Origin of the sequence: Halomonas maura (assembly GCF_030409305.1) — a bacterium.
GTDB lineage: Bacteria > Pseudomonadota > Gammaproteobacteria > Pseudomonadales > Halomonadaceae > Halomonas > Halomonas maura.
Map to the genome: position 1 here is coordinate 82293 of NZ_JAUFPQ010000008.1, position 22697 is coordinate 104989.

The 22697-nt window shown below is 69.7% G+C and carries 22 protein-coding genes; 5 read left to right on the top strand and 17 right to left on the bottom strand.

Going from position 1 to position 22697, the window contains the following annotated elements:
* Positions 1-189: 189 nt before the first annotated feature.
* The 9 genes from panC to dksA all read right to left on the bottom strand — a co-directional run bounded on the left by panC (position 190) and on the right by dksA (position 10933).
* On the bottom strand, positions 190-1038 hold the full coding sequence (gene panC, locus QWY76_RS01980) for a pantoate--beta-alanine ligase (protein ID WP_290309428.1): 849 nt from the start codon (positions 1036-1038) through the stop codon (positions 190-192).
* Positions 1038-1829: a 3-methyl-2-oxobutanoate hydroxymethyltransferase gene (gene panB, locus QWY76_RS01985; protein WP_290309429.1), complete on the bottom strand. Its 792-nt coding sequence runs from the start codon at positions 1827-1829 to the stop codon at positions 1038-1040. Before panB ends, panC begins: the two co-directional genes overlap by 1 nt.
* Before the next feature lie 105 nt (positions 1830-1934).
* Entirely contained in the window at positions 1935-2432 is a 498-nt protein-coding gene (gene folK / locus QWY76_RS01990; RefSeq protein WP_290309430.1) for a 2-amino-4-hydroxy-6-hydroxymethyldihydropteridine diphosphokinase, read from the bottom strand.
* The gene (gene pcnB, locus QWY76_RS01995) at positions 2429-3823 is read right to left on the bottom strand and encodes a polynucleotide adenylyltransferase PcnB (protein ID WP_290309431.1); all 1395 of its coding nucleotides are present in this window, start codon (positions 3821-3823) and stop codon (positions 2429-2431) included. The genes folK and pcnB overlap by 4 nt, the downstream gene beginning before the upstream one ends.
* Positions 3824-4682: 859 nt before the next feature.
* Complete coding sequence (locus QWY76_RS02000) at positions 4683-6107, bottom strand: sigma-54-dependent transcriptional regulator (protein ID WP_290309432.1); 1425 nt, start codon at positions 6105-6107, stop codon at positions 4683-4685.
* Positions 6085-9045, bottom strand: a complete 2961-nt coding sequence (locus QWY76_RS02005) for an ATP-binding protein (RefSeq protein ID WP_290309433.1) — start codon at positions 9043-9045, stop codon at positions 6085-6087. The genes QWY76_RS02000 and QWY76_RS02005 overlap by 23 nt, the downstream gene beginning before the upstream one ends.
* Before the next feature lie 279 nt (positions 9046-9324).
* A complete protein-coding gene (locus QWY76_RS02010) occupies positions 9325-9504 on the bottom strand; it encodes a hypothetical protein (protein WP_290309434.1) in 180 nt (59 codons plus the stop codon).
* A 10-nt stretch (positions 9505-9514) separates the two neighbouring features.
* Positions 9515-10414, bottom strand: a complete 900-nt coding sequence (gluQRS, locus tag QWY76_RS02015) for a tRNA glutamyl-Q(34) synthetase GluQRS (protein WP_290309435.1) — start codon at positions 10412-10414, stop codon at positions 9515-9517.
* Between the two features lie 81 nt (positions 10415-10495).
* Positions 10496-10933 carry an RNA polymerase-binding protein DksA gene (gene dksA / locus QWY76_RS02020; protein WP_290309436.1) on the bottom strand — a complete coding sequence of 146 codons (438 nt, stop codon included), beginning with the start codon at positions 10931-10933 and terminating at the stop codon, positions 10496-10498.
* 241 nt (positions 10934-11174) lie between these two features.
* Here dksA and QWY76_RS02025 point away from each other — a divergent pair, with 241 nt between their 5' ends.
* Both QWY76_RS02025 and sfsA read left to right on the top strand, forming a co-directional pair.
* On the top strand, positions 11175-12344 hold the full coding sequence (locus QWY76_RS02025) for an aminotransferase class I/II-fold pyridoxal phosphate-dependent enzyme (RefSeq protein ID WP_290309437.1): 1170 nt from the start codon (positions 11175-11177) through the stop codon (positions 12342-12344).
* Positions 12344-13114: a DNA/RNA nuclease SfsA gene (gene sfsA / locus QWY76_RS02030; protein WP_290309438.1), complete on the top strand. Its 771-nt coding sequence runs from the start codon at positions 12344-12346 to the stop codon at positions 13112-13114. The genes QWY76_RS02025 and sfsA overlap by 1 nt, the downstream gene beginning before the upstream one ends.
* Here sfsA and QWY76_RS02035 read toward each other — a convergent pair.
* The 6 genes from QWY76_RS02035 to QWY76_RS02060 all read right to left on the bottom strand — a co-directional run bounded on the left by QWY76_RS02035 (position 13099) and on the right by QWY76_RS02060 (position 17625).
* A complete protein-coding gene (locus QWY76_RS02035; protein ID WP_290309439.1) occupies positions 13099-13548 on the bottom strand; it encodes a DUF4426 domain-containing protein in 450 nt (149 codons plus the stop codon). The two genes, sfsA and QWY76_RS02035, sit on opposite strands and share 16 nt — an antisense overlap.
* 50 nt (positions 13549-13598) lie before the next feature.
* Complete coding sequence (metW, locus tag QWY76_RS02040; protein ID WP_290309450.1) at positions 13599-14198, bottom strand: methionine biosynthesis protein MetW; 600 nt, start codon at positions 14196-14198, stop codon at positions 13599-13601.
* Positions 14198-15355: a homoserine O-succinyltransferase MetX gene (gene metX, locus QWY76_RS02045; RefSeq protein ID WP_290309440.1), complete on the bottom strand. Its 1158-nt coding sequence runs from the start codon at positions 15353-15355 to the stop codon at positions 14198-14200. Before metX ends, metW begins: the two co-directional genes overlap by 1 nt.
* Before the next feature lie 37 nt (positions 15356-15392).
* A complete protein-coding gene (locus QWY76_RS02050; RefSeq protein WP_290309441.1) occupies positions 15393-15986 on the bottom strand; it encodes a YggT family protein in 594 nt (197 codons plus the stop codon).
* A gap of 35 nt (positions 15987-16021) precedes the next feature.
* Positions 16022-16846, bottom strand: coding sequence for a pyrroline-5-carboxylate reductase (proC, locus tag QWY76_RS02055; RefSeq protein WP_290309442.1), 825 nt, complete (start codon positions 16844-16846; stop codon positions 16022-16024).
* Between the two features lie 62 nt (positions 16847-16908).
* Positions 16909-17625 carry a YggS family pyridoxal phosphate-dependent enzyme gene (locus tag QWY76_RS02060; protein WP_290309443.1) on the bottom strand — a complete coding sequence of 239 codons (717 nt, stop codon included), beginning with the start codon at positions 17623-17625 and terminating at the stop codon, positions 16909-16911.
* A 54-nt stretch (positions 17626-17679) separates the two neighbouring features.
* On the opposite strand from QWY76_RS02060, the gene QWY76_RS02065 reads away from it, so the two are divergent.
* Complete coding sequence (locus QWY76_RS02065) at positions 17680-18714, top strand: type IV pilus twitching motility protein PilT (RefSeq protein WP_290309444.1); 1035 nt, start codon at positions 17680-17682, stop codon at positions 18712-18714.
* Between the two features lie 26 nt (positions 18715-18740).
* On the top strand, positions 18741-19883 hold the full coding sequence (locus tag QWY76_RS02070) for a PilT/PilU family type 4a pilus ATPase (protein ID WP_290309445.1): 1143 nt from the start codon (positions 18741-18743) through the stop codon (positions 19881-19883).
* 22 nt (positions 19884-19905) lie between these two features.
* Here QWY76_RS02070 and QWY76_RS02075 read toward each other — a convergent pair whose 3' ends face one another.
* Positions 19906-21036 (bottom strand): anhydro-N-acetylmuramic acid kinase, encoded by a 1131-nt coding sequence (locus tag QWY76_RS02075; RefSeq protein ID WP_290309446.1) that lies wholly within the window; start codon positions 21034-21036, stop codon positions 19906-19908.
* A 116-nt stretch (positions 21037-21152) separates the two neighbouring features.
* On the opposite strand from QWY76_RS02075, the gene tyrS reads away from it, so the two are divergent.
* Positions 21153-22352: a tyrosine--tRNA ligase gene (tyrS, locus tag QWY76_RS02080; protein ID WP_290309447.1), complete on the top strand. Its 1200-nt coding sequence runs from the start codon at positions 21153-21155 to the stop codon at positions 22350-22352.
* Positions 22353-22492: 140 nt separating this feature from the next.
* Here tyrS and QWY76_RS02085 read toward each other — a convergent pair.
* Positions 22493-22697 (bottom strand): hypothetical protein (locus tag QWY76_RS02085; RefSeq protein WP_290309448.1); only part of this gene is annotated, 205 nt, incomplete at its 5' end.

Consider the following 22697-nt stretch of genomic DNA (forward strand, 5'->3'; position numbering starts at 1 on the left):
CAATCCCCCGGTGAGAGGAAAATCGCGGAACTTCAGTATAGGCGAGTGCGGGGAGAGGCCGCGCGGCGTCGAAGGCGCAGGAGACCTGATAGTCGAGGACGGCAGGGGAGAGGCGGGCCAGGTGCGGCTTGGCCTGGCGCAGGGTGGCCCGCAGGGAAGGCAATTCCTCGCGTGGCGAGGGCCCGGCCCTCAGCGGGGGAGGGTCAGCGACAGGTTGTCGATCAGTCGGGTCGGGCCCAGGCGCGCCGCCGCCAGCAGCACGGCCTCGCGCGTCGTCTGCTCGACCGGCCCCAGGTCGGCGGCGCGCAGCTCCAGGTAATCGGGGGCGAAACCCGCCTCGCGCAGGCGGTCGAGGCCGGCCGCGAGGGTCGTGGCCGGTGCCTCGCCGGCCTCCAGGGCCCGGCGCAGCTCGGCCAGGGTCTGGTACAGGCGGGGCGCCACGGCGCGCTGGGCGTCGCTCAGGTAGCCGTTGCGCGACGACAGGGCCAGCCCGTCCGCGGCGCGCACGATGGGCACGCCGACCACCGCCACCGGCAGGTGCAGGTCGTCCACCAGGCGGCGGATCACCGCCAGCTGCTGATAGTCCTTCTCGCCGAAGCAGGCCACGTCGGGCTGCACCAGGTGGAAGAGCATGGTCACGATGGTGGCCACGCCATCGAAGTGGCCGGGTCGCGCCCCGCCGCACAGCCCCTCGGAGACGTCCGGCACGCTGACCCGAGTCTGGGCGGCGAGGCCGCGGGGGTAGACCGTGGCCTCGTCGGGGGCGAACAGCAGGTCGCAGCCGGCCGCCTCGAGCCGTGCCTGGTCCTCGGCGAGGGTGCGCGGATAGGCGTCCAGGTCCTCGCCGGGGCCGAACTGCATGGGGTTGACGAAGATGGTCGCCACCACCACGTCGGCCCGGCGCCGGGCCTCGGCAACCAGCGCCAGGTGGCCGTCGTGGAGGTTGCCCATGGTCGGTACCAGGCCGATGGTGCGGCCCGCGCGGCGGTGCGCCGCCAGGCGCTCGCGCAGCGCCGGGATCGCGTGCAGGGTGCGCATCAGAAACAGTGCTCCTCGGCGGGGAAGCGCCGCGCCTTGACGTCCTCGTGGTAGCGCCGGAAGGCGCCCGGGATGTCGTCGGCCTCCGCCATGAAGTTCTTGACGAAGCGCGGGCTACGCCCGGCGGTCACGCCGAGCACGTCATGCATCACCAGGATCTGGCCGTCCACGTCCGGGCCGGCGCCGATGCCGATCACCGGCACCTCGAGGGCCTCGGCCACGGCGCGCCCCAGGCTCGCCGGCACGCACTCGAGCAGGATCACCGAGGCACCGGCCTCGACCAGCACGTGGGCGTCCTCGAGGATGCGACTGGCCTGGTCGGCATCGCGGCCCTGCACCTTGTAGCCGCCCAACTGATAGACGGTCTGCGGGGTCAGTCCCAGGTGGGCGCAGACCGGCACGCCGCGGCGAGTCAGCTCGCGGATGTCGTCGGCCATCCAGGCCTCGCCCTCCACCTTGACCAGCTCGGCCCCGGCGCGCATCAGCTCGCCGGCATCCTCCAGCAGGCGCTCGGTGCTGGCATTGCTCATGAACGGCAGGTCGACCATCAGCAGGCTCGCGCCCTTGCCGCGCGCCACGCAACGCGTGTGATAGCAGACATCCTCCAGGGTCACCGGCAGCGTGCTGGTGTGACCCTGCAGGACCATGCCCAGGGAATCCCCGACCAGCAGCACCTCGACGCCGGCCTGATGGGCGGCATGGGCGAAGGTGGCGTCATAGGCGGTCAGGCAGCTGAAGGTCTCACCGGCGCGCTTGAAGGCCTGCAGCGTGCTCAGGGTGACGGTTTTCATGGCGTGCTCTCGTGTCGTCGGTGGGGCGTCGGGGCCCCTGTGTAACCCGCAATTGTTACCCGAACCCGGCGGAAGTGTCGATAGGTAACACCATGTGCGGTGCGCTCATGGCAAAGGTAACACCTGGCGCAGGTCCCGGCGATCCAGGGTCTCGACCAGCGCCTCGACCCGGCGACCATCCGGGAGGCGCATTGCCGGGGCCAGCTCGGCCAGCGGCACCAGCACGAAGGCGCGGCGCACCATCTCCGGGTGGGGCAGGGTCAGCCGCGGCGTCGACAGCCGCCGGTCATCGTAGAGCAGCAGGTCGAGATCCAGGGTCCGGGGCCCCCAGTGGCGGGCGCGGACCCGGCCGTGACGCTGTTCCAGGGCCTGCAGCTGGTCGAGCAGGGCCAGCGGCGACAGGCGCGTCTCCAGCTCGGCCACCGCATTGACGAAGTCCGGCTGGTCGGCGGGGCCGACCGGGCGGCTGGCATAGTGCCGCGAGGCTCGCCGACGACGGGTCAGCGGCAGGGTGTCGAGCTCGTCCAGGGCGCGCTCGACATGGGCGTGGGGGGCGTCGAGATTGCTGCCCAGGCCGATCCAGGCGAGATGCACAGGGCTCATTCGTCGGTCGGCGGCTTGCGCGGCTTGCGACGGCGGCGGCGCTTGCGGGGCGCGGGGGAGCTGGCCGGATCGGCGCCTACCTTGCTCAGCAGGCGGCGCTGTTCGTGCTCGTCGGCATCCTGGAAGGCGGTCCACCAGTCGCCGAGCCCGGGCGCCAGCTCGCCGGCGGCCTCGCGGACCAGCAGGAAATCGTAGGCGGCACGGAAGCGCGGATGCTCGCGGGTCTGGAAGACCCGCTTGCCGCGGCGCAGCGGCAGGCGCTGCTGCAGATCCCAGATGTCGCGCATCGGCAGGCTGAAGCGCTTGGGAATGGCGACGTGCTGCAGCTGACGCGAGATGACCTGCTGGGAGGCCGCCTGCAGCGCCGGGATCGGCGGCATGCCGTCCGCCTCCAGGGCCTGCTGGCGCAACTGCACCGGCCCCCACAGCAGGGCGGCGAAGAGGAAGGCCGGGGTCACCGGGCGCTCCTCGTGGATGCGCCGGTCGGTGCTGGCCAGGGCGCGTTCGATGACCGCCTCCGCCCAGGGCAGCTCCGCCATGGCCTCGTCGGCCTCGGGGAACAGCATGGCGAACAGGCCATAGTCGCGCAGCAGGCGGAAGGTCTCGACGCCGTGGCCGCCCATGAACAGCTTGAGCACCTCGTCGAACAGCCGGGCCGGGGGTACCTGCAGCAGCAGCGGGGCGTGCTCGTGGACCGGCGCCTCGGTGGCCGGATCCAGATGGAAGTCGAGCTTGGCCGCGAAGCGCACGGCGCGCAGCATGCGTACCGGATCCTCGCGGTAGCGCGTCGCCGGGTCGCCGATCAGTCGCAGGGTGCGGGACTCGATGTCGCGCACGCCGTCGGCGAAATCGTGGATCGAGAAGTCGGCGATGTTGTAGTAGAGGGCATTGATCGTGAAGTCGCGGCGCAGGGCGTCTTCCTCGATGTTGCCCCAGACGTTGTCGCGCAGCAGCATGCCATCGTCGGACTGCTGGGCGATATGGTCGCCATGGTCGTCGCCGGGCTTGCCGCGGAAGGTGGTGACCTCGATCACCTCGCGGCCGAAGCGGACGTGGACGATGCGGAAGCGGCGACCGATGAGCCGCGAGTTGCGAAACAGCTCCCGGACCTCTTCCGGCGTGGCGTCGGTGGCCACGTCGAAGTCCTTGGGCATGCGGCCGAGCAGCGAGTCGCGGATGCAGCCGCCGACCAGGAAGGCCTCATGCCCGGCGTTGTGCAGCCGGTAGAGCACCTTGAGCGCGGCATCGCTGAAGTGCTGGCGCGATACCGGATGCTCCTGGCGGGGGATGATGCGAAGCACGGGGTTGCCGGCCGACGCATCCTGAGGGCCGAACAGCGACCTGATGTGCTCGCCCGGGCTCTGCAGAAAGCGGGTAAAACCTTTGATCATGCGGCGTTATCGACTCGCGAAGGTACGAAAACCGTTGAGTGTAGCGGACGGCCGATACCTTGCAAAGCATGGGCGCCTCTGGCAACGGGACTGCACAAGCAAAGGGGGAGGCCATTGGCCTCCCCCGTCAAGCAAGATGCAGCATCCCTGCTGCTGATTCTTCTTCGTGATGGCGCATCGCCTTGAATACGCACCACAGTCACCAAGGAGATTTCAGGCAAGCAATGTTGTTGTCGTTGTTGACGCTCCTGACGGCGACCGCCTCGTATTCAAAACAATAGTCCAACCACGACGGCATGGTGTGTCATGCCTTCCCCCGACGTCTTGTTCTTGTTGACGGGGGTGCACCACGGCGGCCCTTGTTGTTGGTGGTGGCCGATGGCGGTGCGTCGCGTCCTGGTTCCGGGCTTCGAGCGTGTTGTTGTTGTTGACCTCGAAGGACTGGCGCTCTGGGTCGCTGTTGTGCTTGTTGTCGACGTTGCGCTCAAGAGTCGCGGGCCCGGTGTCTTGTCGTTGTTGTCGGGTCGGGCCCCCTGCCACCTCGCATCGACCTTGTTGTTGTTGGGGGTCGAGGGTGACATCCGGAAATTGTTTTTCTTGCCCTGGAATATTGCAGAGGGCATGCCAGAATCTAAAAAATACCTTGAAAACAGGTGGTTGTGTTTTCGCTCTCGGTGGAGCCGCGGCGCAGGCTGGTCATGTGTTACCCCATCGGCGCCATCATGGGGCAAGGGGTGTGTGGGAAGGTAACAGATGGTGCAGGCGAGGCCGCCGAGACCCCAGCGACGGCGCCCGCGGCAGGCGCCGCGGGCGCTAGCACTTTGGTCGGGTTGACGCGGGCGAGGCGTTGCGCGAGCCGTCAGCCGGCGCTGCGTCTCGGCCCCTTCTTGCGGGGGATCCCCAGGCGCTGGCGGCGCTCCCAGAGGCACTTGCGACTGATGCCCAGCTTCTGGGCCAGCTCGGTCTCGCTCATCTGGTCCTGGTGCTCGAGCACGAAATGCTGGAAGTAGTCCTCCAGGGAGAGATCCTCCTCGTCGAGCCCCGGCTCCTCGCCGTCGGCCTCGCCGCGGCTCGCCGATGTCCCGGAGGGGGGGCTCGACGGCTCGGCGGGACGGGTCGCCGGGCTCGGGCGCGGCTCCGGCCCCGGGGAGAGCCCCAGGTCGTCGGGGTGGATCAGGTGGCCCTCGGCGAGGATGACCCCGCGTTCGAGGGCATTCTCCAGCTCGCGCACATTGCCCGGCCAGGGGAAGTCGCGGATGACCCGCCGGGTGGCCCGGGACAGGCGCAGCCCCTCCCGATCGTGTCGGCGGCAGGCCTTGTCGAGCAGCACGTCGGCGATCTCGAGGATGTCGTCCTCGCGGTCGCGCAAGGGCGGCAGGTCGATCTGCATCACGTTGAGGCGATAGTAGAGGTCGAGGCGGAACTCGCCGGTCTTCGACAGGGCGCGCAGGTCACGGTGGGTGGCGGCGATCAGCCGCACGTCGACGTGGCGGGTCTCCACCGAACCGATCTTGCGGATCTCGCCCTCCTGCAGCACGCGCAGCAGGCGAGCCTGGGCATCCAGCGGCAGCTCACCGATCTCGTCGAGAAACAGGGTACCGCCGTCGGCGGCCTCCACCAGGCCGGTGCGCGCGGCGCTGGCGCCGGTGAAGGCGCCCTTCTCGTGGCCGAACAGCTCGGACTCGATCAGCGTCTCGGGAATCGCCGCGCAGTTGACGCAGACCAGGGCGGCGTCGGTGCGCTTGCTCTGCTGATGGATGGCCCGGGCGACGAGTTCCTTGCCGGTGCCGGATTCGCCCTGGATCAGCACGGTGACATCGGCCGGGGCGGACTTGCGGATACGGGTGTAGACCGCCTGCATGGCCGGACAGCTGCCGATCATGGTCTGGCGCTGGCCGCCGGGCTCGGTGATGTCGGGGGGCTCGGCGCGGTGGGTGGCCTGCCGGTGCAGCACCCGGGCGACGGTCTCGAGCAGCTCGTCGTGGTCGAAGGGCTTGGCCACGTAGTCCACGGCCCCGAGCTTCAGGGCCTCCACCGCCGAGCGCATGCTGGCGTAGCTGGTCATGATCAGCACCGGCACCGGCGCGGCCCGGCTGATCAGCTCGGTGCCGGGCTCGCCGGGCAGGCGCAGGTCGCTGATCACCAGGTCGAAGCGCTGGGGGTCGAGGTCCAGCGCCTCGGACACGGCGCCGGCCTCGCTGACCGTATGGTCGTGGCGCTCCAGCAGCCGCCGCAGGGCGCTGCGAATGATGGCTTCGTCTTCAACGATCAGGATCCGACTCATCGGGGCTTTCACCATCCTCTTGGTTGAGCGGCAGCCACAGCAGGATGCGGGTGCCGGTCGCCTGCTCGGCGGGCGGGGACTCGATCTCGATCTGGCCGCCATGCTCGGCGACGATGCTGTAGACCAGCGGCAGGCCGAGGCCCGTGCCCTCACCGGCCGGCTTGGTGGTGGTGAAGGGCTCGAACAGGTGATCGCGCACTCGCTCGTCGATGCCGTGGCCCTCGTCGGTGACGCTGACCAGCACCCCGCCCGCCTTGGGCTCGGCATCGATGACCACCCGGCCGCCCGGCTCGCTGGCGTCGCGGGCGTTGCCGATCAGGTTGATCATCACCTGCTGCAGGCGCTGGCCGTCGCCGAGTACCTCGAGGGCCGTCGGGCAACGGTTCTCGTAACGGATATCCTCCCCCGAGCGGGCGAGGCGGATCAAGTGCAGGGCCTCGTCGGTCACGCTGGCCATCGACACCGGGGCGAAGGGCGTGCCGGCCACGTGACGCCCGCCATGGGCGAAGCCCACCAGCGAGCCGACGATCCGCGAGACCCGGTCGGTGAGCTGCTGGATCTGGTCGGCGGTCTCCAGCAGCGCGGGATCATCGGTATCGTAGCGCAGGTTCTGGGCGAGCGAGGAGATACCGGTGATCGGATTGCCGATCTCGTGGGCCACCCCGGCGGCCAGCTGGCCGATCGACGCCAGGCGGGCGGCGTGGACCAGCTCGTCCTCCAGCCACTTCATCTCGCTGTGATCCTCCACCAGGATGACGTTGCCGCCGGGCTCGTGCCGGACCTCGTGCAGCTCGGCCTTGTGCAGGCTCAGGTAGCGCAGGCCCTTGGCCAGGGTCACCGGCTGCTTGTAGAGGTGGCTCGCGGGCTCGGCCAGGATCTGGCCCAGCAGGGCGTTCCAGGGGGGCGGCAGGGTGTCGCGGTGGGCGCCGATCACCGACTCTCCCTCGATGCCGGAGAGTTCGGCCAGGGCGTCGTTCCACATCAGCAGCTCGCCATTCTCGCCGAAGGCGCACAGGCCTACCGGCAGGCGGGTCAGGGTGCGCCGGTGGTAGCGGCGCAGGCCGTCGAGCTCGCGGGCCAGGCCGGTGAGTCGCGAGCGATAGGCCTCCAGGCGGCTCTCGACGAAGTGGATGTCTTCGGTGGCATCGGGGCCATCCTGGCGATAGGGCAGGAAGCGGTCGACGATGTCCTGGGCCACCGAGGGGCCCATCAGCCCGGAGAGGTTGGCCTGGATGCGGTCGCGCAGGCGGCGCAGGGCATAGGGCCGGCCGTCCAGGGGCGACAGCTTGAGCGCCGTCAGGGCGCGGTCGACCTCGCGGTTGGCGACCTCCTCGCCCAGCGCCCGGGCCAGGTGATGCTTGATCTCCTCGCCGTTGGCGGCCACCAGCGGCAGGCGCATGGGACGGATCACCGCGTCCACCGAGCAGGCCTCGGCGGCGGCGCGCTCGCCGGCGGAGGTGCGGGTGGCCAGGGAGACGAGGATGAAGGTCAGGATGTTCGCGGCCAGCGAGACCAGGGTCACGACGTACCAGTCGGGGTCGCCGGCCAGCACCTCGAGCCCCGGGGGCAGGATCACCAGCGGCGGTAACGGGCTGAGCAGCGGCACCCACAGCCCGGCGAGCCAGACCAGCATGCCCGCCGTGAGGCCGGCGACCATCCCCTTGCGGTTGGCCCCGGGCCAGTAGAGCAGCGCCAGCATGCCCGGCAGGCACTGGGCCATGCCGATGAACGAGGCCAGGCCCAGGGTCGAGAGGTCGTGGTGCACGCCCACGGTGCGGTAGAACACCCAGCCGCCGAGGATCACCGCGGCGATCAGCCCCCGGCGCAGCCAGCGCAGCCAGCGGTAGAGGTCGGGCTGGGCGATGGGCGGGTGCGCCACCAGCACCAGGTGGTTGAGGATCATCCCCGACAGCGCCAGGGAGATGATGATCATGGTGCCGCTGGCCGCGGCGAGGCCGGCGATGAAGGCCAGCGCCCCCACCCACCAGGACGAGGACAGCGTGAAGGCCAGGTAGGCGGCACCGGGGCTGGCGGCGTCGATGCCCAGTCGCTGCGCGCCCCACAGGATCAGCGGCACCGGCAGCGCCATCAGCAGCAGGAACAGCGGCAGGGCCCAGCCGGCCTGGAGCAGGGTGCGCCGGTTGAGGGTCTCGGCGAAGGTGATATGGAACATGTGCGGCATCAGGAAGGCCGCGGCGAAGAACAGCAGCAGCAGGGTGCGCCACTGGGCGGGGTCCAGATGAGCGGTCTCCGCCTGGGCGGGATGGCCCGGGCCGTCGAGCCAGGCCTGGAGGTCGGCGGGCCCGTCGAAGATGCCATAGAGGGCGAAGGCCCCGAGGGCCAGCATGGCGCCGAGCTTGACCACCGACTCGAAGGCGATCGCCGCCAGCAGGCTGTCATGGCGGGCATTGAGGTGGCTGTGCCGGGCGCCGAAGAGGATCGCGAACAGCGCGATCAGGGAGCAGAAGCCGAGGGCCAGCCACTCGGGGGAACCGGCCCCGGACAGCACGTGGATGGCGTTGCCCATGGTCTGCACCTGCAGCGCCAGCAGCGGCAGCACCGCCAGCAGGCTGACCAGGGTGATCAGGGTGCCGACCCAGCGCGAGCGGAAGCGGAAGGCGAAGAGGTCGGCCAGCGAGGCCAGCTGGTAGGTGCGGGTCATGCGCTGGATGGGCACCAGCAGCACCGGGGCGAGCAGGAAGGCGCCGGCCGCGCCCAGGTAGTAGGCCAGGTAGCCGAAGCCGCTGCGGCTGGCCTGCTCGATGCTGCCGTAGACCGCCCAGGCGCTGGCGTAGACGCCCAGTGCCAGGGTGTAGACCGCCGGATGGCGGACCAGGCGCGTCGGCAGCCAGCCGCGTTCCACGGCCAGGGCACACAGGAACAGCAGCAGCAGGTAGCCGACACCGAGGGCCAGCAGGCTGGCGAGGCTCGCACTCATCGAGGTGTCTCCCTAGGGCGCGTTAACCATCGCACGCACGTTGCGCCGGAGCCGGTGGTTGTGCAGGTCGCGGCGTGAACGACGTGGTTTGGTAGTACTAAATGAGTCGTGAAAAACAAAGAGCTGCGCAGCCACCGGCCCGGCCCTTCGGGTTGCGCCTCACCAGGCGTCATGCGGCGTTGACGGCCTGGTCAAGGGAGCCACCCTTGATGGCGGCCGTCGCCTGGCCCGACGCCTGGTGAGACAGCAACGCCATCGGCGGACGAGGGTTCACGCGCCCTAGCGCCGCTCGTCGAGCTTGCGTTTCTGTTCCAGCCACAGGGTCAGCGCGATCAGCACCCCCCAGATGACGAAGGGGCGGTACCAGGCGACCCCGGTGCTGCCCCAGCCGCTCATCAGCAGCGGCGAGAGCAGGTAGCCGCCGAAGACCAGGAACAGCATGATGCGATAGACGTACACGGGCCTCTCCTCAGGACGTGGCGGCGTCGTCCGGCAGGGCGCGCTCGAACTCGGCGCGCAGGCGCTCCGGCTCCCAGCGGGCGACGGCCCAGTCGAGCTGCTCCGCCACCGGGGCGATGGCCAGCTCGGCGGGCGGGGCCTGGTCCAGGACGTCCAGGGCCCGGTGCAGCAGCGGGCGCACGGCGGCATCCGCCTGCGGCAGGGCCGGTGCCATGTTCTGCTTCGACAGCTTCTGGCCGTCGCCGCCGAGGATCAACGGCAGGTGCAGGTAGCGGGGCATCGGCAGTCCCAGGGCCGCCTGCAGCTGGCGCTGCCAGGGCGTGTTGTCGAGCAGGTCGGCGCCGCGCACCACGTCGGTGATGGCCTGGTCGGCGTCGTCCACCACCACGGCCAGCTGGTAGGCCCAGAGGCCGTCCTTGCGCTTGAGCACCACGTCGCCGAGGGTGGCCGGGTCGAAGCTCTGGCGGCCGAACAGCCGGTCCTGCCAGCTGACCGGGCGCCGCCCCAGGTCGCTGCGCAGCCGCCAGGCCAGCGGCTGGCCGGGCTCGCTGACCCTCTCGCGGCACCAGCCCGGATAGATCGGGTAGTCGCGCCACTGCTTGCGCGAGCAGCTGCAGGGATAGGCCAGGCCCAGGGCCTCGAGGCGCGCCAGGGCCGCCGCATAGGCGGCGTCGCGGTCATGCTGCCGGGTCACCGGGCCGTCCCAGTGCAGGCCGAACGCCTCCAGTTGGCGCAGGATGGTGTCGGCGGCGCCGGGCGGACAGCGCGGCGGATCGATGTCCTCGATGCGGACTCCCCAGTGGCCGTCCACGTGGCGGGCATCGAGGAAGCTGGCCAGGGCCGCGATCAGCGAGCCGAAATGCAGGGGCCCCGAGGGCGTCGGGGCGAAGCGGCCGCGGTAGGCGTTCATGGACGGCTCCGGGGCGAGCGGGCGAACAAGCGAACGGGCACCCCGGGGTGCCCGTCGTGAGGCCGGCATCGGCGCGGGACCTCAGCCGCCGAGCTGCTTCTCCTTGAGCTCGGCCAGGGTCTTGCAGTCGACGCACAGGGTCGCGGTGGGACGGGCCTCGAGGCGGCGGATGCCGATCTCGACGCCGCAGGCGTCGCAGAAGCCGTAGTCGTCCTCGTCGATCTTGTCGATGGTCTCGTTGATCTTCTTGAGCAGCTTGCGCTCGCGGTCGCGGGTGCGCAGTTCGAGGCTGAAGCCCTCCTCCTGGGTCGCCCGGTCGGCCGGATCGGCGTAGTTGTTCGCCTCCTCCTGCAGGTGGCGCACCGTGCGGTCGACCTCCTCCATCAGTTCCTGTTTCCAGCCCAGCAGGATCTGTCGGAAGTGCTCGAGCTGCTTCTCGTTCATGTACTCTTCACCCGGAGCCGGCTCGTACGGGATGAACTTCTTGGGCGCTTCCATCTTCTTTTCTGCTACTGGCATGGGACTGCCTCGTTACTTGAGTGACTGCTGATCAATACCCGACGCGGTGCTTGGTATCTCACGCCAAAGGGATGCTTGTTTAGCGAAAAAACCCGGGCTTTGCAACACCTCTCTGGCTGAGGACTGCGTCGGCACTCCAAAAGTCGTAACATGCAGAGTTTGACTATGGCAGGCCGGAAAGATGCCCGCCATGCTGGCGTGTCGTCGACGGGCCGGCCCGTACCGTGCAAGGAGACCCCCCATGCCCTGGAGCTCGCGCCTCGATGCCGTGGCCCCCTTCCGCGTGATGAGCCTGCTGGAAAGCGCCCAGGCCCGGGAGGCCGCGGGCCACGATGTCATTCACCTGGAGGTGGGCGAGCCGGACTTCCCGACTCCCGAGCCGGTGCTGGCCGCGGGCCAGCAGGCGCTGTCCCGGGGGCAGACCCGCTACACCCCGGCCGCCGGGCTGCCGGCCCTGCGCGAGGCCATCGCCGGACACTATGCCCGCCACTTCGGCGCCGAGGTCGACCCGGCGCGGATCCTGGTCACTCCCGGCGCCTCCGGGGCCCTGCTGCTGGCCAGCCAACTGCTGGTGGAGGCCGGCGACCGGGTGCTGATGGCCGATCCCACCTATCCCTGCAACCGCCACTTCATGGCGCTGGCCGGGGCCGAGGTCGACGCCGTGCCGGTGGGGCCGGCGAGCGGCTGGCAGCTGGACGCCGGGCTGGTGACACGCCACTGGGGCGAGGCCACGCGGCTGGCGATGCTCGCCTCGCCCTCCAACCCCACCGGGCACATGCTCGATGCGACCGGACTCGCGGCGGTGGCCGAGGGGGTGGCGGCCCGCGGCGGCCACCTGCTGGTGGACGAGATCTACCAGGGGCTCTGCTACGAGCTGGCCCCGCTCTCGGCCGCCGCCATCGCCCCCGAGGCCTTCGTGGTCAACAGCTTCTCCAAGTACTTCGGCATGACCGGCTGGCGCCTGGGCTGGCTGGTGGCCCCCGAGGCGGCCGTCGAGCCGCTCACCCGGCTGGCCCAGAACGTCTTCCTGGCCGCCCCCACCCCGGCCCAGCACGCCGCCCTGGCGGCCTTCAGCCCCGCGTGCCGCGAGCTGCTGGAGGCGCGCCGCGGCGAGCTTCAGCGCCGCCGCGACGCCCTGCTCGCCGGCCTGGCGGGCCTCGGGCTGGCGCCGGACCTGCCGCCCCAGGGGGCCTTCTACCTGTGGCTCGACATCGCCCGCTACAGCCGCGACAGCGAGGCCTTCTGCCGGCGCCTGCTGGAGGAGGAGAACGTCGCCATCACCCCGGGCACCGACTTCGCCGTGCGGGGCGGCGAGCACCATGTGCGCATCGCCTTCACCACCGACATCGCCCGGCTGGAGGAGGCGGTGGCGCGCCTCGGGCGCTTCCTGGCCCGGCAGGGGGGCGCCTGATGCGCTATCCGGCGCTGGTGCCCGGCACCCTGCTGCGGCGCTACAAGCGCTTCCTGGCCGACGTGCGCCTCGACGACGGCCGCGAGGTGGTCGCCCATTGTCCCAACACCGGCTCCATGCGGGCGGTCAATGTCCCGGGCTGCCGGGTGTGGCTGTCGCCCAGCGACGATCCGCGGCGCAAGCTGGCCTGGACCTGGGAGCTGATCGAGCTGCCCCAGCCGGAGGGCACCCTGGCGCTGGCCTCGGTGCACACCGGACGGGCCAACCGCATCGTCGAGGAGGCGCTGGTGGCCGGTGGCATCGAGGAACTGGCCGGGCTGGGCACGCTCAGGCGCGAGGTCCGGGTCGAGGGCGCCCATCGCGCTCGACTGGATTTCCGGCTGGGGGACGGGGACGGCGCGGTGGCCCATGTCGAGGTCAAGCAGGTGACATTGCGCGAGACGGATGGCCACGGCTACTTTCCCGACGCGGTCAGTGAGCGCGGGCGCCGGCACCTCGAGGTGCTGGCGGGGCTCGCCGCCGCGGGGCAGCGCGCCGTGCTGCTGTTCTGCGTGGCTCACGAGGGCATCGGCAGCGTGGCCCCGGCCACCCATCTGGACCCGGCCTATGCCGAGGCGTTGCGGCGGGTCGCCGCCCGGGGCGTGGAGGTGCTGGCGCGGGCCTGCCGCTTCGCCCGCGAGGATGGCCGGCCATGCGCCGTCACGCTCGGCGAGGCGCTGCCGGTCGACCTCGCGCGGGCGTGCCCCGGCGAGCCTCAGCGATCGATATAGAAGCGCTGGATGAAGCCGACGTCGACCGGGGCGGCATTGCGGTCGGGGGCCACCTCGAGTTCGAAGCGCATCGGCTCGCCCTCGTGGATGCGGAAGGTGGCGATGTGGTAGATGCTGTCGCCATCCCGCACGGTCCGGAAGCGCAGCGGCAGGGGCTGGCCGGTCAGGCCGCTGACCTGGCCGTCGACCCGGGCATTCACCGCGCGGGGCGCGCCCTGATCCTGTTCCTGCAGCACGCTGACGTTGAGCATCCCGGTGACGCGACTGCGCTGGATGCCCGCCGCCGCCGCCACCTCGGGGGCGAGGAAGCTGGTGTTCAGGGCGTTGTAGTGGATCTGGTAGTCGCCGACCTGCTCGAACTGCTGGGCCTGGGCCAGGGGCGCGGCCAGCAGCAGGCCGGCGACCAGCGCCCCCAGGATCCGTCGAATCGTCATGCCGTCTGCCCTCTCGTCGCGAAAGCCGTCCTCGTGCGTCATCTCCCGGGTCAGCCCGGCCGGCGGGCCACCCGGAAGATGGCGATCTCGCCGAACAGGTTGGGCCACCACCGCGAGGTCCAGTGTCCCTCGTGGTCGCCGATGCCCACGGCCCGGTCGACGATTATCAGACCCTTGTCCCGGCACAGGTGTTCAAAGTCATTGAACGTCGACAGGTGGATGTTGGGCGTGTCGTACCAGGCATGGGGCAGCGACCTGGAGACCGGCATGTAGCCGCGCAGGCCGAGGTAGGCGCGATGCCGCCAGTAGGCGAAGTTGGGGAAGGTGATGATGCACTCCCCGGCGACCCGCAGCATCTCGTCGAGCATGCGGTCGGGACGGCGCAGCGCCTGCAGGGCCTGGGTCATCACCACCAGGTCGCAGGCATCGTCCTCGAAGTTGGCCAGGCCCTCGTCGAGGTTCTGCTCGATGACGTTGACGCCACGGGCCAGGCAGGCGGTGATGCCCTCGTGGTCGATCTCCAGTCCGTAGCCGGTGACGCCCTTGTCGCGGGCCAGGGTGGCCAGCAGGGTGCCGTCGCCGCAGCCCAGGTCGAGCACCCTGGCACCCTCGGGCACCCAGGCGTGGATCCGTTTCAGGTCGGCGCGCATCATGGGCGGTCCTCCAGGCCCTGGTCGCGGGCCACGCGCTGCATGAAGGCGGCGAACACCGCCTGGTAGCGAGGCTCGGGCAGCAGGAAGGCGTCGTGACCGTGGGGCGAATCGATGTTGGCGTAACTGACCGACTTGCCGGCCCGGACCAGGGCGTTGACCAGTTCCCTGGAGCGCCACGGCGGGAAGCGCCAGTCGGTGGAGAAGCTGACCACCAGGAAGGGGCAGTCGGCCGGGGCCACGGCCGCCGCCAGGTCGCCACCGTGGACCGCGGCCGGATCGAAGTAGTCCAGTGCCTTGGTCATCAGCAGGTAGGTATTGGCATCGAAGGACGTCGAGAAGGTGTCGCCCTGGTAGCGCAGGTAGGACTCCACCTGGAACTCCACGTCATAGCCGTAGTTGAGGTCCTCGCTGCGCAGGTCGCGGCCGAACTTGCTGCCCATGGCGTCTTCCGACAGGTAGGTGATGTGCCCCACCATGCGGGCCAGCTTGAGGCCGCGTCGGGGCAGGGTGCCATGGTCGGCGTAGTGGCCATCGAAGAAGTCGGGGTCGGAGCGGATGGCCTGGCGGGCCACCTCGTTGAAGGCGATGTTCTGGGCCGAGAGCTTGGGCGTCGCGGCGATCACCACGGCGTTGGCGATGCGCTCCGGGTAGCTCAGCGTCCACTGCAGCACCTGCATGCCGCCCAGGCTGCCGCCGACCACCGCGGCGAAGCGTTCGATGCCCAGGCGATCGGCCAGCCGGGCCTGGCTGTGCACCCAGTCACCCACCGTCATCATCGGGAAGTCGGGGCCCCAGGCCTCGCCGGTCTCCGGGTTGAGGCTGGTGGGGCCGGTGCTGCCGTGGCAGCCGCCGAGGTTGTTCACCGAGACCACGAAGAAGCGGTCGGTGTCGATGGACTTGCCGGGGCCGATATGGGCGTCCCACCAGCCGGGCTTGCGCTCGTCCCGCGAGTGGTAGCCCGCGGCGTGGTGGTGCCCGGACAGGGCGTGACAGATCAGGATGGCGTTGCTGCGCTCGGCATTGAGCGTGCCATAGGTCTCGTAGACCAGGTCATAGGCCGGCAGCGTCCTGCCGCAGGCCAGGGCAAGCGGGTCGTCGAAGTGCGCCGTCTCGGGCGACACCAGGCCGACCGAATCGCGGGGAAGCTCGGTCATCGGGCGTGTCGTGTCCAGTCGTTGTTATGGCGTTGACTCAGAGGCCGACCAGGGCGCCGACGATGCCGGCGGCGCGGATCAGCGAGCCGACCACGATACCATCGATGAGGCTGATGGCGATGAACACCACGATCGGCGAGAGGTCGAGCATGCCGAGCGGGGGGATCACCCGCCTCACCGGGGCCATGATCGGCTCTACCAGCTGCATGATCAGGATGGCGCCGGGATGGCTGGCGCGGGGCGCCACCCAGCTGAGGATGATCATCACGATCAGCGCGAAGAAATAGATCTTGAGGATGGCGTTGGCCAGTGCCGCCACGGCGCCGATGGCCAGGTCGTCCACCGGGGCCATGCCGTAGCCGGCGATCTGCAGGATGGCGATGATGGCCACCAGCTTGATCACGAAGCCGCAGGCCAGGGTGGCCAGGTCGAAGCGGCCCATCACCGGGCCCAGGAAGCTCTGGAAGGGGCGCACCGCCGGCTGGGTGATCTTCACCACCGACTGGCTGATGGGGTTGTAGTAGTCCGCCCGGGATGCCTGCAGCAGGAAGCGCAGCATCAGCAGGAACAGGTAGATGTTGACGAGAGTGTTGACCAGCAAGAGGCCGGCGTTTCCCAGTTGACTGCCCATCAGGGCTCCTCCATGTCGCGTGAATGCTTACCGGCTCAGCGCTTGCCGAGTTCCTCGGCCATCTCCCGGGCGCGCTCGGCGCAGGCGGTCATGGCCTGCTGCATGATCTCGCGCAGGCCCGCGTCTTCCAGGTGCTCGATGGCGCGTTCGGTGGTGCCGCCCGGCGACATCACGTTGCGCTTGAGCTCGCCGGGCGGCTTGTCGCTGGCCATGGCCATGCGCGCGGCGCCGTAGGCGGTCTGCATGGCCAGCCGGCGGGCGGTGTCCGCGGGCAGGCCGAGCCTGGCGCCGGCCTCTTCCATGGCCTCGAACATCAGGAAGAAGTAGGCCGGGGCGCTGCCGGAGACGGCGGTCACCGCCTCCAGCAGGGCCTCCTCCTCGACCCACTCGACCAGCCCCACGGCCTCGAGCAACTCGGTGGCCAGCCGGCGCTGGTCCTCACTGACTCGCGTATTGGCATACAGGCCGGCGGCCCCGGCGCCCACCAGGGAGGGGGTGTTGGGCATGCAGCGTACCACGGCGAGCTCGCCGCCGAGCCAGGTCTCCAGGGTCTCCGCCGGCAGGCCGGCCGCCACCGAGAGGATCAGCGGCTTGCGCGCCTGGACGGCGTCGCGCATGGCGCTGCAGACGTCGTGCATGATCTGCGGCTTGACCGCCAGGACCACCACATCCGCCTTGGCGACGGCGGTGGCGTTGTCGGTCGCGGTGTGGATGCCGAGTTTCTCGCGGACCCGGGCGAGCATGTCGTCGCTGGGGGAGGTGGCGGTGATGGCCGCGCGGGGATACCCGCTGTCGATCATTCCGCCGATGATGGCGCTGGCCATGTTGCCGGCGCCGATGAAGGTGACTTGGCTTGCCATGGAGTCTGTCCTGTCTGGGTCGACGAGTGGAACCGCCGGCGGGCCGGCGGCGTCGTGAGCTATCAGTCGTTGGTATCGGGCCGCCGGCGTTCACCGAAGATGGCCGTACCGAGTCGTACCAGGGTGGCGCCTTCCTGCACCGCCGCCTCCAGGTCACCGCTCATGCCCATCGAGAGGGTATCGAGGTCGGCATCCGGGAAGCGTGCGCGTAGCGCTTCGAGGGCCTCGCGCAGCCTGGCGAAGGGACGGCGCTGCTCGATCGGGTCCTCGGCCGGGGCCGGGAGCGCCATCAGCCCTCGCAGCGCGAGCCGGGGCATCGTCAGCACGGCCTCGGCCAGCGCCGGCAGCTCCTCGAGCGTCACCCCGGACTTCGAGGCCTCGCCGCTGATGTTGACCTGCAGGCAGACCTTCAGCGGCGGCAGCTCCCCGGGGCGTTGATCGTTGAGACGCCGGGCGATCTTCTCGCGGTCTACGCTGTGTACCCAGGCGAAGCGGGCGGCCACGTCTCGGCTCTTGTTGGACTGCAGGGGGCCGATGAAATGCCAGACGATGTCGTCCAGGTCGGCGAGCTCGGCCTGCTTGTCCAGGGCCTCCTGGAGGTAGTTCTCGCCGAACTCGCGCTGGCCGAGCCGCCAGGCCTCGCGGACCAGCGCGGCGGGCTTGGTCTTGCTGACCGCCAGCAGCCGCGCCTCGCCGGGGGCACGGCCGGCCTCGGCCAGCGCCGCCGCGAGGCGGCGGCGGGCCGAGGTCAAGGAATCGGAAAGTACCAGATCCGTCATGTCGCGAGGTCTGTCATACTAAGAACACCTTATCCCGGGAGCAGGGGGAAACGCATGGATATTACCGAATTGCTGGCATTCTCGGCAAAGCAGAACGCCTCGGACCTGCATCTGTCGGCGGGTCTGCCGCCGATGATCCGTGTCGATGGCGATATCCGCCGGCTCAACGTCCCGGCCATGGAGGACCGGGAGGTCCGCAAGCTGATCTACGATATCCTGGCCGATCGCCAGCGCCGGGACTTCGAGGAAGCCTGGGAGACCGACTTCTCCTTCGAGGTGCCGGGCGTCTCGCGCTTCCGTGTCAACGTCTTCAACCAGGCGCGTGGCGCCGGGGCGGTGTTCCGTACCATTCCCTCCGAGGTGTGGACCATGGAGGACCTGGGCATGGGCGAGGTCTTCCGTCGCCTGTCCATGCTGCCCCGCGGCCTGGTGCTGGTGACCGGTCCCACCGGCTCGGGCAAGAGCACCACGCTGGCGGCGATGATCGACTACATCAACGACAATCGCTTCGAGCACATCCTCACCATCGAGGACCCGGTGGAGTTCGTCCATCGCAGCAAGCGCTGCCTGGTCAACCAGCGCGAGGTGCACCGCGACACCCACGGCTTCGCCCCCGCCCTGCGCAGTGCCCTGCGCGAGGACCCCGACGTCATCCTGGTCGGCGAGATGCGCGATCTCGAGACCATCCGGCTGGCGCTGACCGCGGCCGAGACCGGCCACCTGGTGTTCGGCACCCTGCATACCACCTCGGCGGCCAAGACCATCGACCGGATCATCGACGTCTTCCCCGGCGACGAGAAGGCCATGGTGCGTTCCATGCTCTCCGAGTCGCTGCAGGCGGTGATCTCCCAGGCATTGCTCAAGCGCCAGGGCGGCGGTCGGGTCGCCGCCCACGAGATCCTCATCGCCACCGCGGCGGTGCGCAACCTGATTCGCGAGGACAAGGTGGCGCAGATCTACTCGGCGATCCAGACCGGCGGCAACCTGGGCATGCAGACCCTCGACGCCTCGCTGGCGCGCCTGGTGGCCGAAAACGTGGTGGCCCGCGAAGAGGCCCAGGCCAAGGCCAAGAGCGTGTTGGCGAGCTGAGCGGGTGACCGGCAAGGAGTCCTGACATGACCGCACAAGAATGGCTGTACCAGCTGCTCGATATCATGATCGAGAAGGATGCCTCGGACCTGCTGATCTCCGTGGCGGCACCGCCGACCTTGAAGATGGCCGGCAAGCTGACGCCCATGGGCGACCAGGGGCTGAGCAACGACCAGGTCCACGAACTGGTGACGGCCTCGATGCCGGAGGTGCCCCGCCAGCGCTTCCTCGACGAGCACGAGGCCAACTTCGCGCTCAGCCTGGAGGGCCGGGGGCGCTTCCGGGTCAGCGCCTTCCAGCAGCGCAACCAGCCGGCCATGGTGATTCGCCGTATCGCCTTCGAGATTCCGCACCTGGAGGAGTTGTCGCTGCCCACGGTGCTCGGTGAGCTGGCCAACCACAAGCGCGGCCTGGTGTTCGTGGTCGGGGGCACCGGCACCGGCAAGTCGACCACCCTGGCCTCGATGATCCAGCAGCGCAACGAGACCATCGGTGGCCACATCATCAGCGTCGAGGATCCCATCGAGTATGTGCATCCTCATCGCCGCGCGATCATCAACCAGCGCGAGGTGGGCATCGACACCGAGTCCTATGAGGTGGCGCTGAAGAACACCCTGCGTCAGGCCCCGGACGTGATCCTGATCGGCGAGATCCGCACCCGGGAGACCATGGAGCACGCCCTGACCTTCGCCGAGACCGGGCACCTCTGCCTGGCGACCCTGCATGCCAACAACGCCAACCAGGCACTCGACCGGATCATCCACTTCTTCCCCCACGAGCGGCACGAGCAGGTCTGGCTCGACCTGTCGCTGAACCTGCGCGCGATCGTCGCCCAGCAGCTGCTGCCCACGGTGGACGGCGGGCGCTGCCCGGCCATCGAGATCATGCTCAACTCGCCGCTGATCGGCGACCTGATCCGCAAGGCCGAGGTGTCCGAGGTCAAGAACATCATGGCCCGGTCCCGGGAGCAGGGCATGCAGACCTTCGACCAGGCGCTCTATGACCACTTCAAGGAGGGACGCATCTCCGAGGAGGTGGCACTGGTCCACGCCGATTCGGCCAACGACCTGCGCATGATGATCAAGTACGGCGACGAGCGGGGCGAGGGGCTGGCCGAGGCCAAGCAGGCGGCCAGCCATCTGTCGCTGCGTGGCGAGGACGACTACTAGGGCGAGGCATTCCAGTGGCCGCTCAGGGGGCGTAGACGCCCCCCAGCACGCGTGGCCCGGCGGCGCCGGTGACCGAGGGCAGGTTGCCCGGCAGGCCCTCGAGGCGGCGCCAGGCCAGCCAGGCGAAGGCCGCGGCCTCCAGCCAGTCGGCGGGCCAGCCCAGGTCGCGACTGTCCTCCAGCGGCGTCTCGGGCAGCCGGCGCGCCAGGCGCGACAGCAGATCGGGGTTGTGGGCCCCGCCGCCGCAGGGGATCAGGCGGCCGGCCGGGGGGGCCGCCAGCGCTTCCCGCGCCATCTCGATGCCCAGGGCGACGCTCGCGGCGGTCAGCTCGGCGAGCGTCGCCTGGACATCCGCCGGCGCCTCCCCGCCCGATAGCCGCGAGGTCAGCCAGTCCAGATGGAACACCTCCCGCCCGGTGCTGCGCGGCGGCGGGCGGTGGAAGAAGGGCTCGTCGAGCAGGCGCTCGAGCAGCGCCTCGTCGACCCGGCCCGAGGCCGCCCAGGCGCCGTCCACATCGAAGCGTCCGCCCCGATGGCGCGCATGCCAGGCGTCCAGCAGGGCGTTGGCCGGCCCGGTGTCGAAGCCCAGGGGTGGACGCTCGTCACCGGCCGGGGGCAGCAGGGTCAGGTTGGCGAAGCCGCCCAGGTTGAGCACCAGCCGCCACTCCTCGACGGAGCGGAACAGCGCTTCATGGAAGGCCGGTGCCAGGGGCGCGGCCTGCCCGCCCGCGGCCAGGTCGCGGCGCCGGAAGTCGGCGACCACCCGGCAGCCGGTGAGTTCGGCGAGAAGGCTGGGGTTGTCGAGCTGCAGGGTATAGGCCGGCCCCTCGCCATGGCCCCAGGGGGCATGCTCGATGGTCTGGCCATGGCTGCCGATGGCGGCGATTCCCGAGGCCGCGGTGCCGCTGGCGGCCAGCAGGCCCGCCACCGTCTCGGCCTGGAGCGCGCAGAAGGCCTGCTCGGCGGCGGCGAGCTCCGCGAAGCTCACCCGCTCGGCATGGCACAGCCGCCACAGGGCGTCGCGCAGGGTGGCCGGCATCGCCGCGCCATGGGTGGCCACCAGGCGTGGCGGGGTGTCTGCGGCGATGTCGACCAGGGCGGCATCGATGCCATCCAGGCTGGTGCCGGACATCAGGCCGATGAACAGGGGCATGGGGGGCTCCCGGGAAGGGCTCAACCGTCGATGGCTGGCATGATAACATCTCTCACCATTGCCATAGTCTATCGCCGCCCCGAACACGGGCCGCCCTGTCGAGTGGAGAGGAGAGCATGTCCGATGTCGCCGACGCGCTAGCGTTGCTCAAGCGTGGTACCCACGAGATCCTGCTCGAGGACGAGCTGGAGAAGAAGCTGGCCTCCGGCCGCAAGCTGCGCATCAAGGCGGGCTTCGACCCCACCGCCCCCGACCTGCACCTCGGGCACAGCGTGCTGCTCACCAAGATGCGCCAGTTCCAGGATCTCGGCCATGAGGTGATCTTCCTGATCGGCGACTTCACCGGGCGCATCGGGGACCCCACCGGCAAGAACGTCACCCGCAAGCCGCTCACCGAGGCGGAGGTCAAGGCCAATGCCGAGACCTACAAGGAGCAGGTGTTCAAGATCCTCGATCGCGACAAGACCGAGGTGCGCTTCAACGCCGAGTGGTTCGCCTCGATGAGCGCCGCCGACATGATCGAGCTGGCCGGCCAGAGCACCGTCGCCCGCATGCTGGAGCGCGACGACTTCGAGAAGCGCTACAGGTCCGGGCAGTCCATCTCCCTCCACGAGTTCCTCTACCCGCTGGTCCAGGGCTACGACTCCGTGGCGCTGGAGGCCGACGTCGAGCTGGGCGGCACCGACCAGAAGTTCAACCTGCTGATGGGCCGCGAGATCCAGAAGCACTTCGGTCAGGAGTCCCAGGTGGTCATCACCATGCCGCTGCTCGAGGGCCTCGATGGCGTGCAGAAGATGTCCAAGTCGCTGGGCAACTATGTGGGTGTCGACGAGGCGCCGGGCGCCATGTTCAACAAGCTGGTGTCCATGCCCGACAGCCTGATGTGGCGCTACTTTGAACTGCTCTCGCTGAAGAGCAATGAGGAGATCGATGCCCTGAAGCGCGACGTCGAGGGCGGCGCCAATCCCCGCGACATCAAGATGGAACTCGCCCGCGAGCTGATCGGCCGCTATCACGGCGAGGAGGCGGCGGCGAATGCCCATCGCAGCGCCGGCAACCAGCTGGCCGAGGGCGAACTGCCGGAAGACCTGCCGGAGGTGGAAGTCGACTTCGAGGGCAGTGCCCAGGCGCCCATCGCCGCGGTGCTCAACCGGGCCGGGCTGACCAAGAACAGTGCCCAGGCCAAGGACATGCTCGGCAACGGTCGGGTCAAGGTCGATGGCCAGGTGGTGGCCCGGGACCACATGCTCGACGGCGGGCGGTGCTATGTCATCCAGGCCGGCAAGAAGCGCTATGCCCGGGTGACGATCGCCTGACATTGCCGCTGCCGATGTCGCGAACGCCCGCCCCGTGCGGGCGTTCGTGTCTGTGGCGGCAGCGACCACATATCCACAGCGGGTACTGGTCGAAACCGGCTGTGGATAGTCTGGCGGGCGGGGTGAGTGTCATCGTGGCGTCATGGTGCCGTCACGCCCCTGAAACTTTTTCCCCGCAGGGCTTGCGTCACCCCCGGAGAAGCCGTAAAGTACGCATCCGCTGCCGGCGACGGGCAACGTTGCAGGCGGTGATGAGTGGCAGAAGTGCTTGTTTCTTCAAGGGTTTTTGAAAAGACCCGGTTGACAGGCTCGCCGGAAACGGTAGAATGCTCGCCACTCGCTACG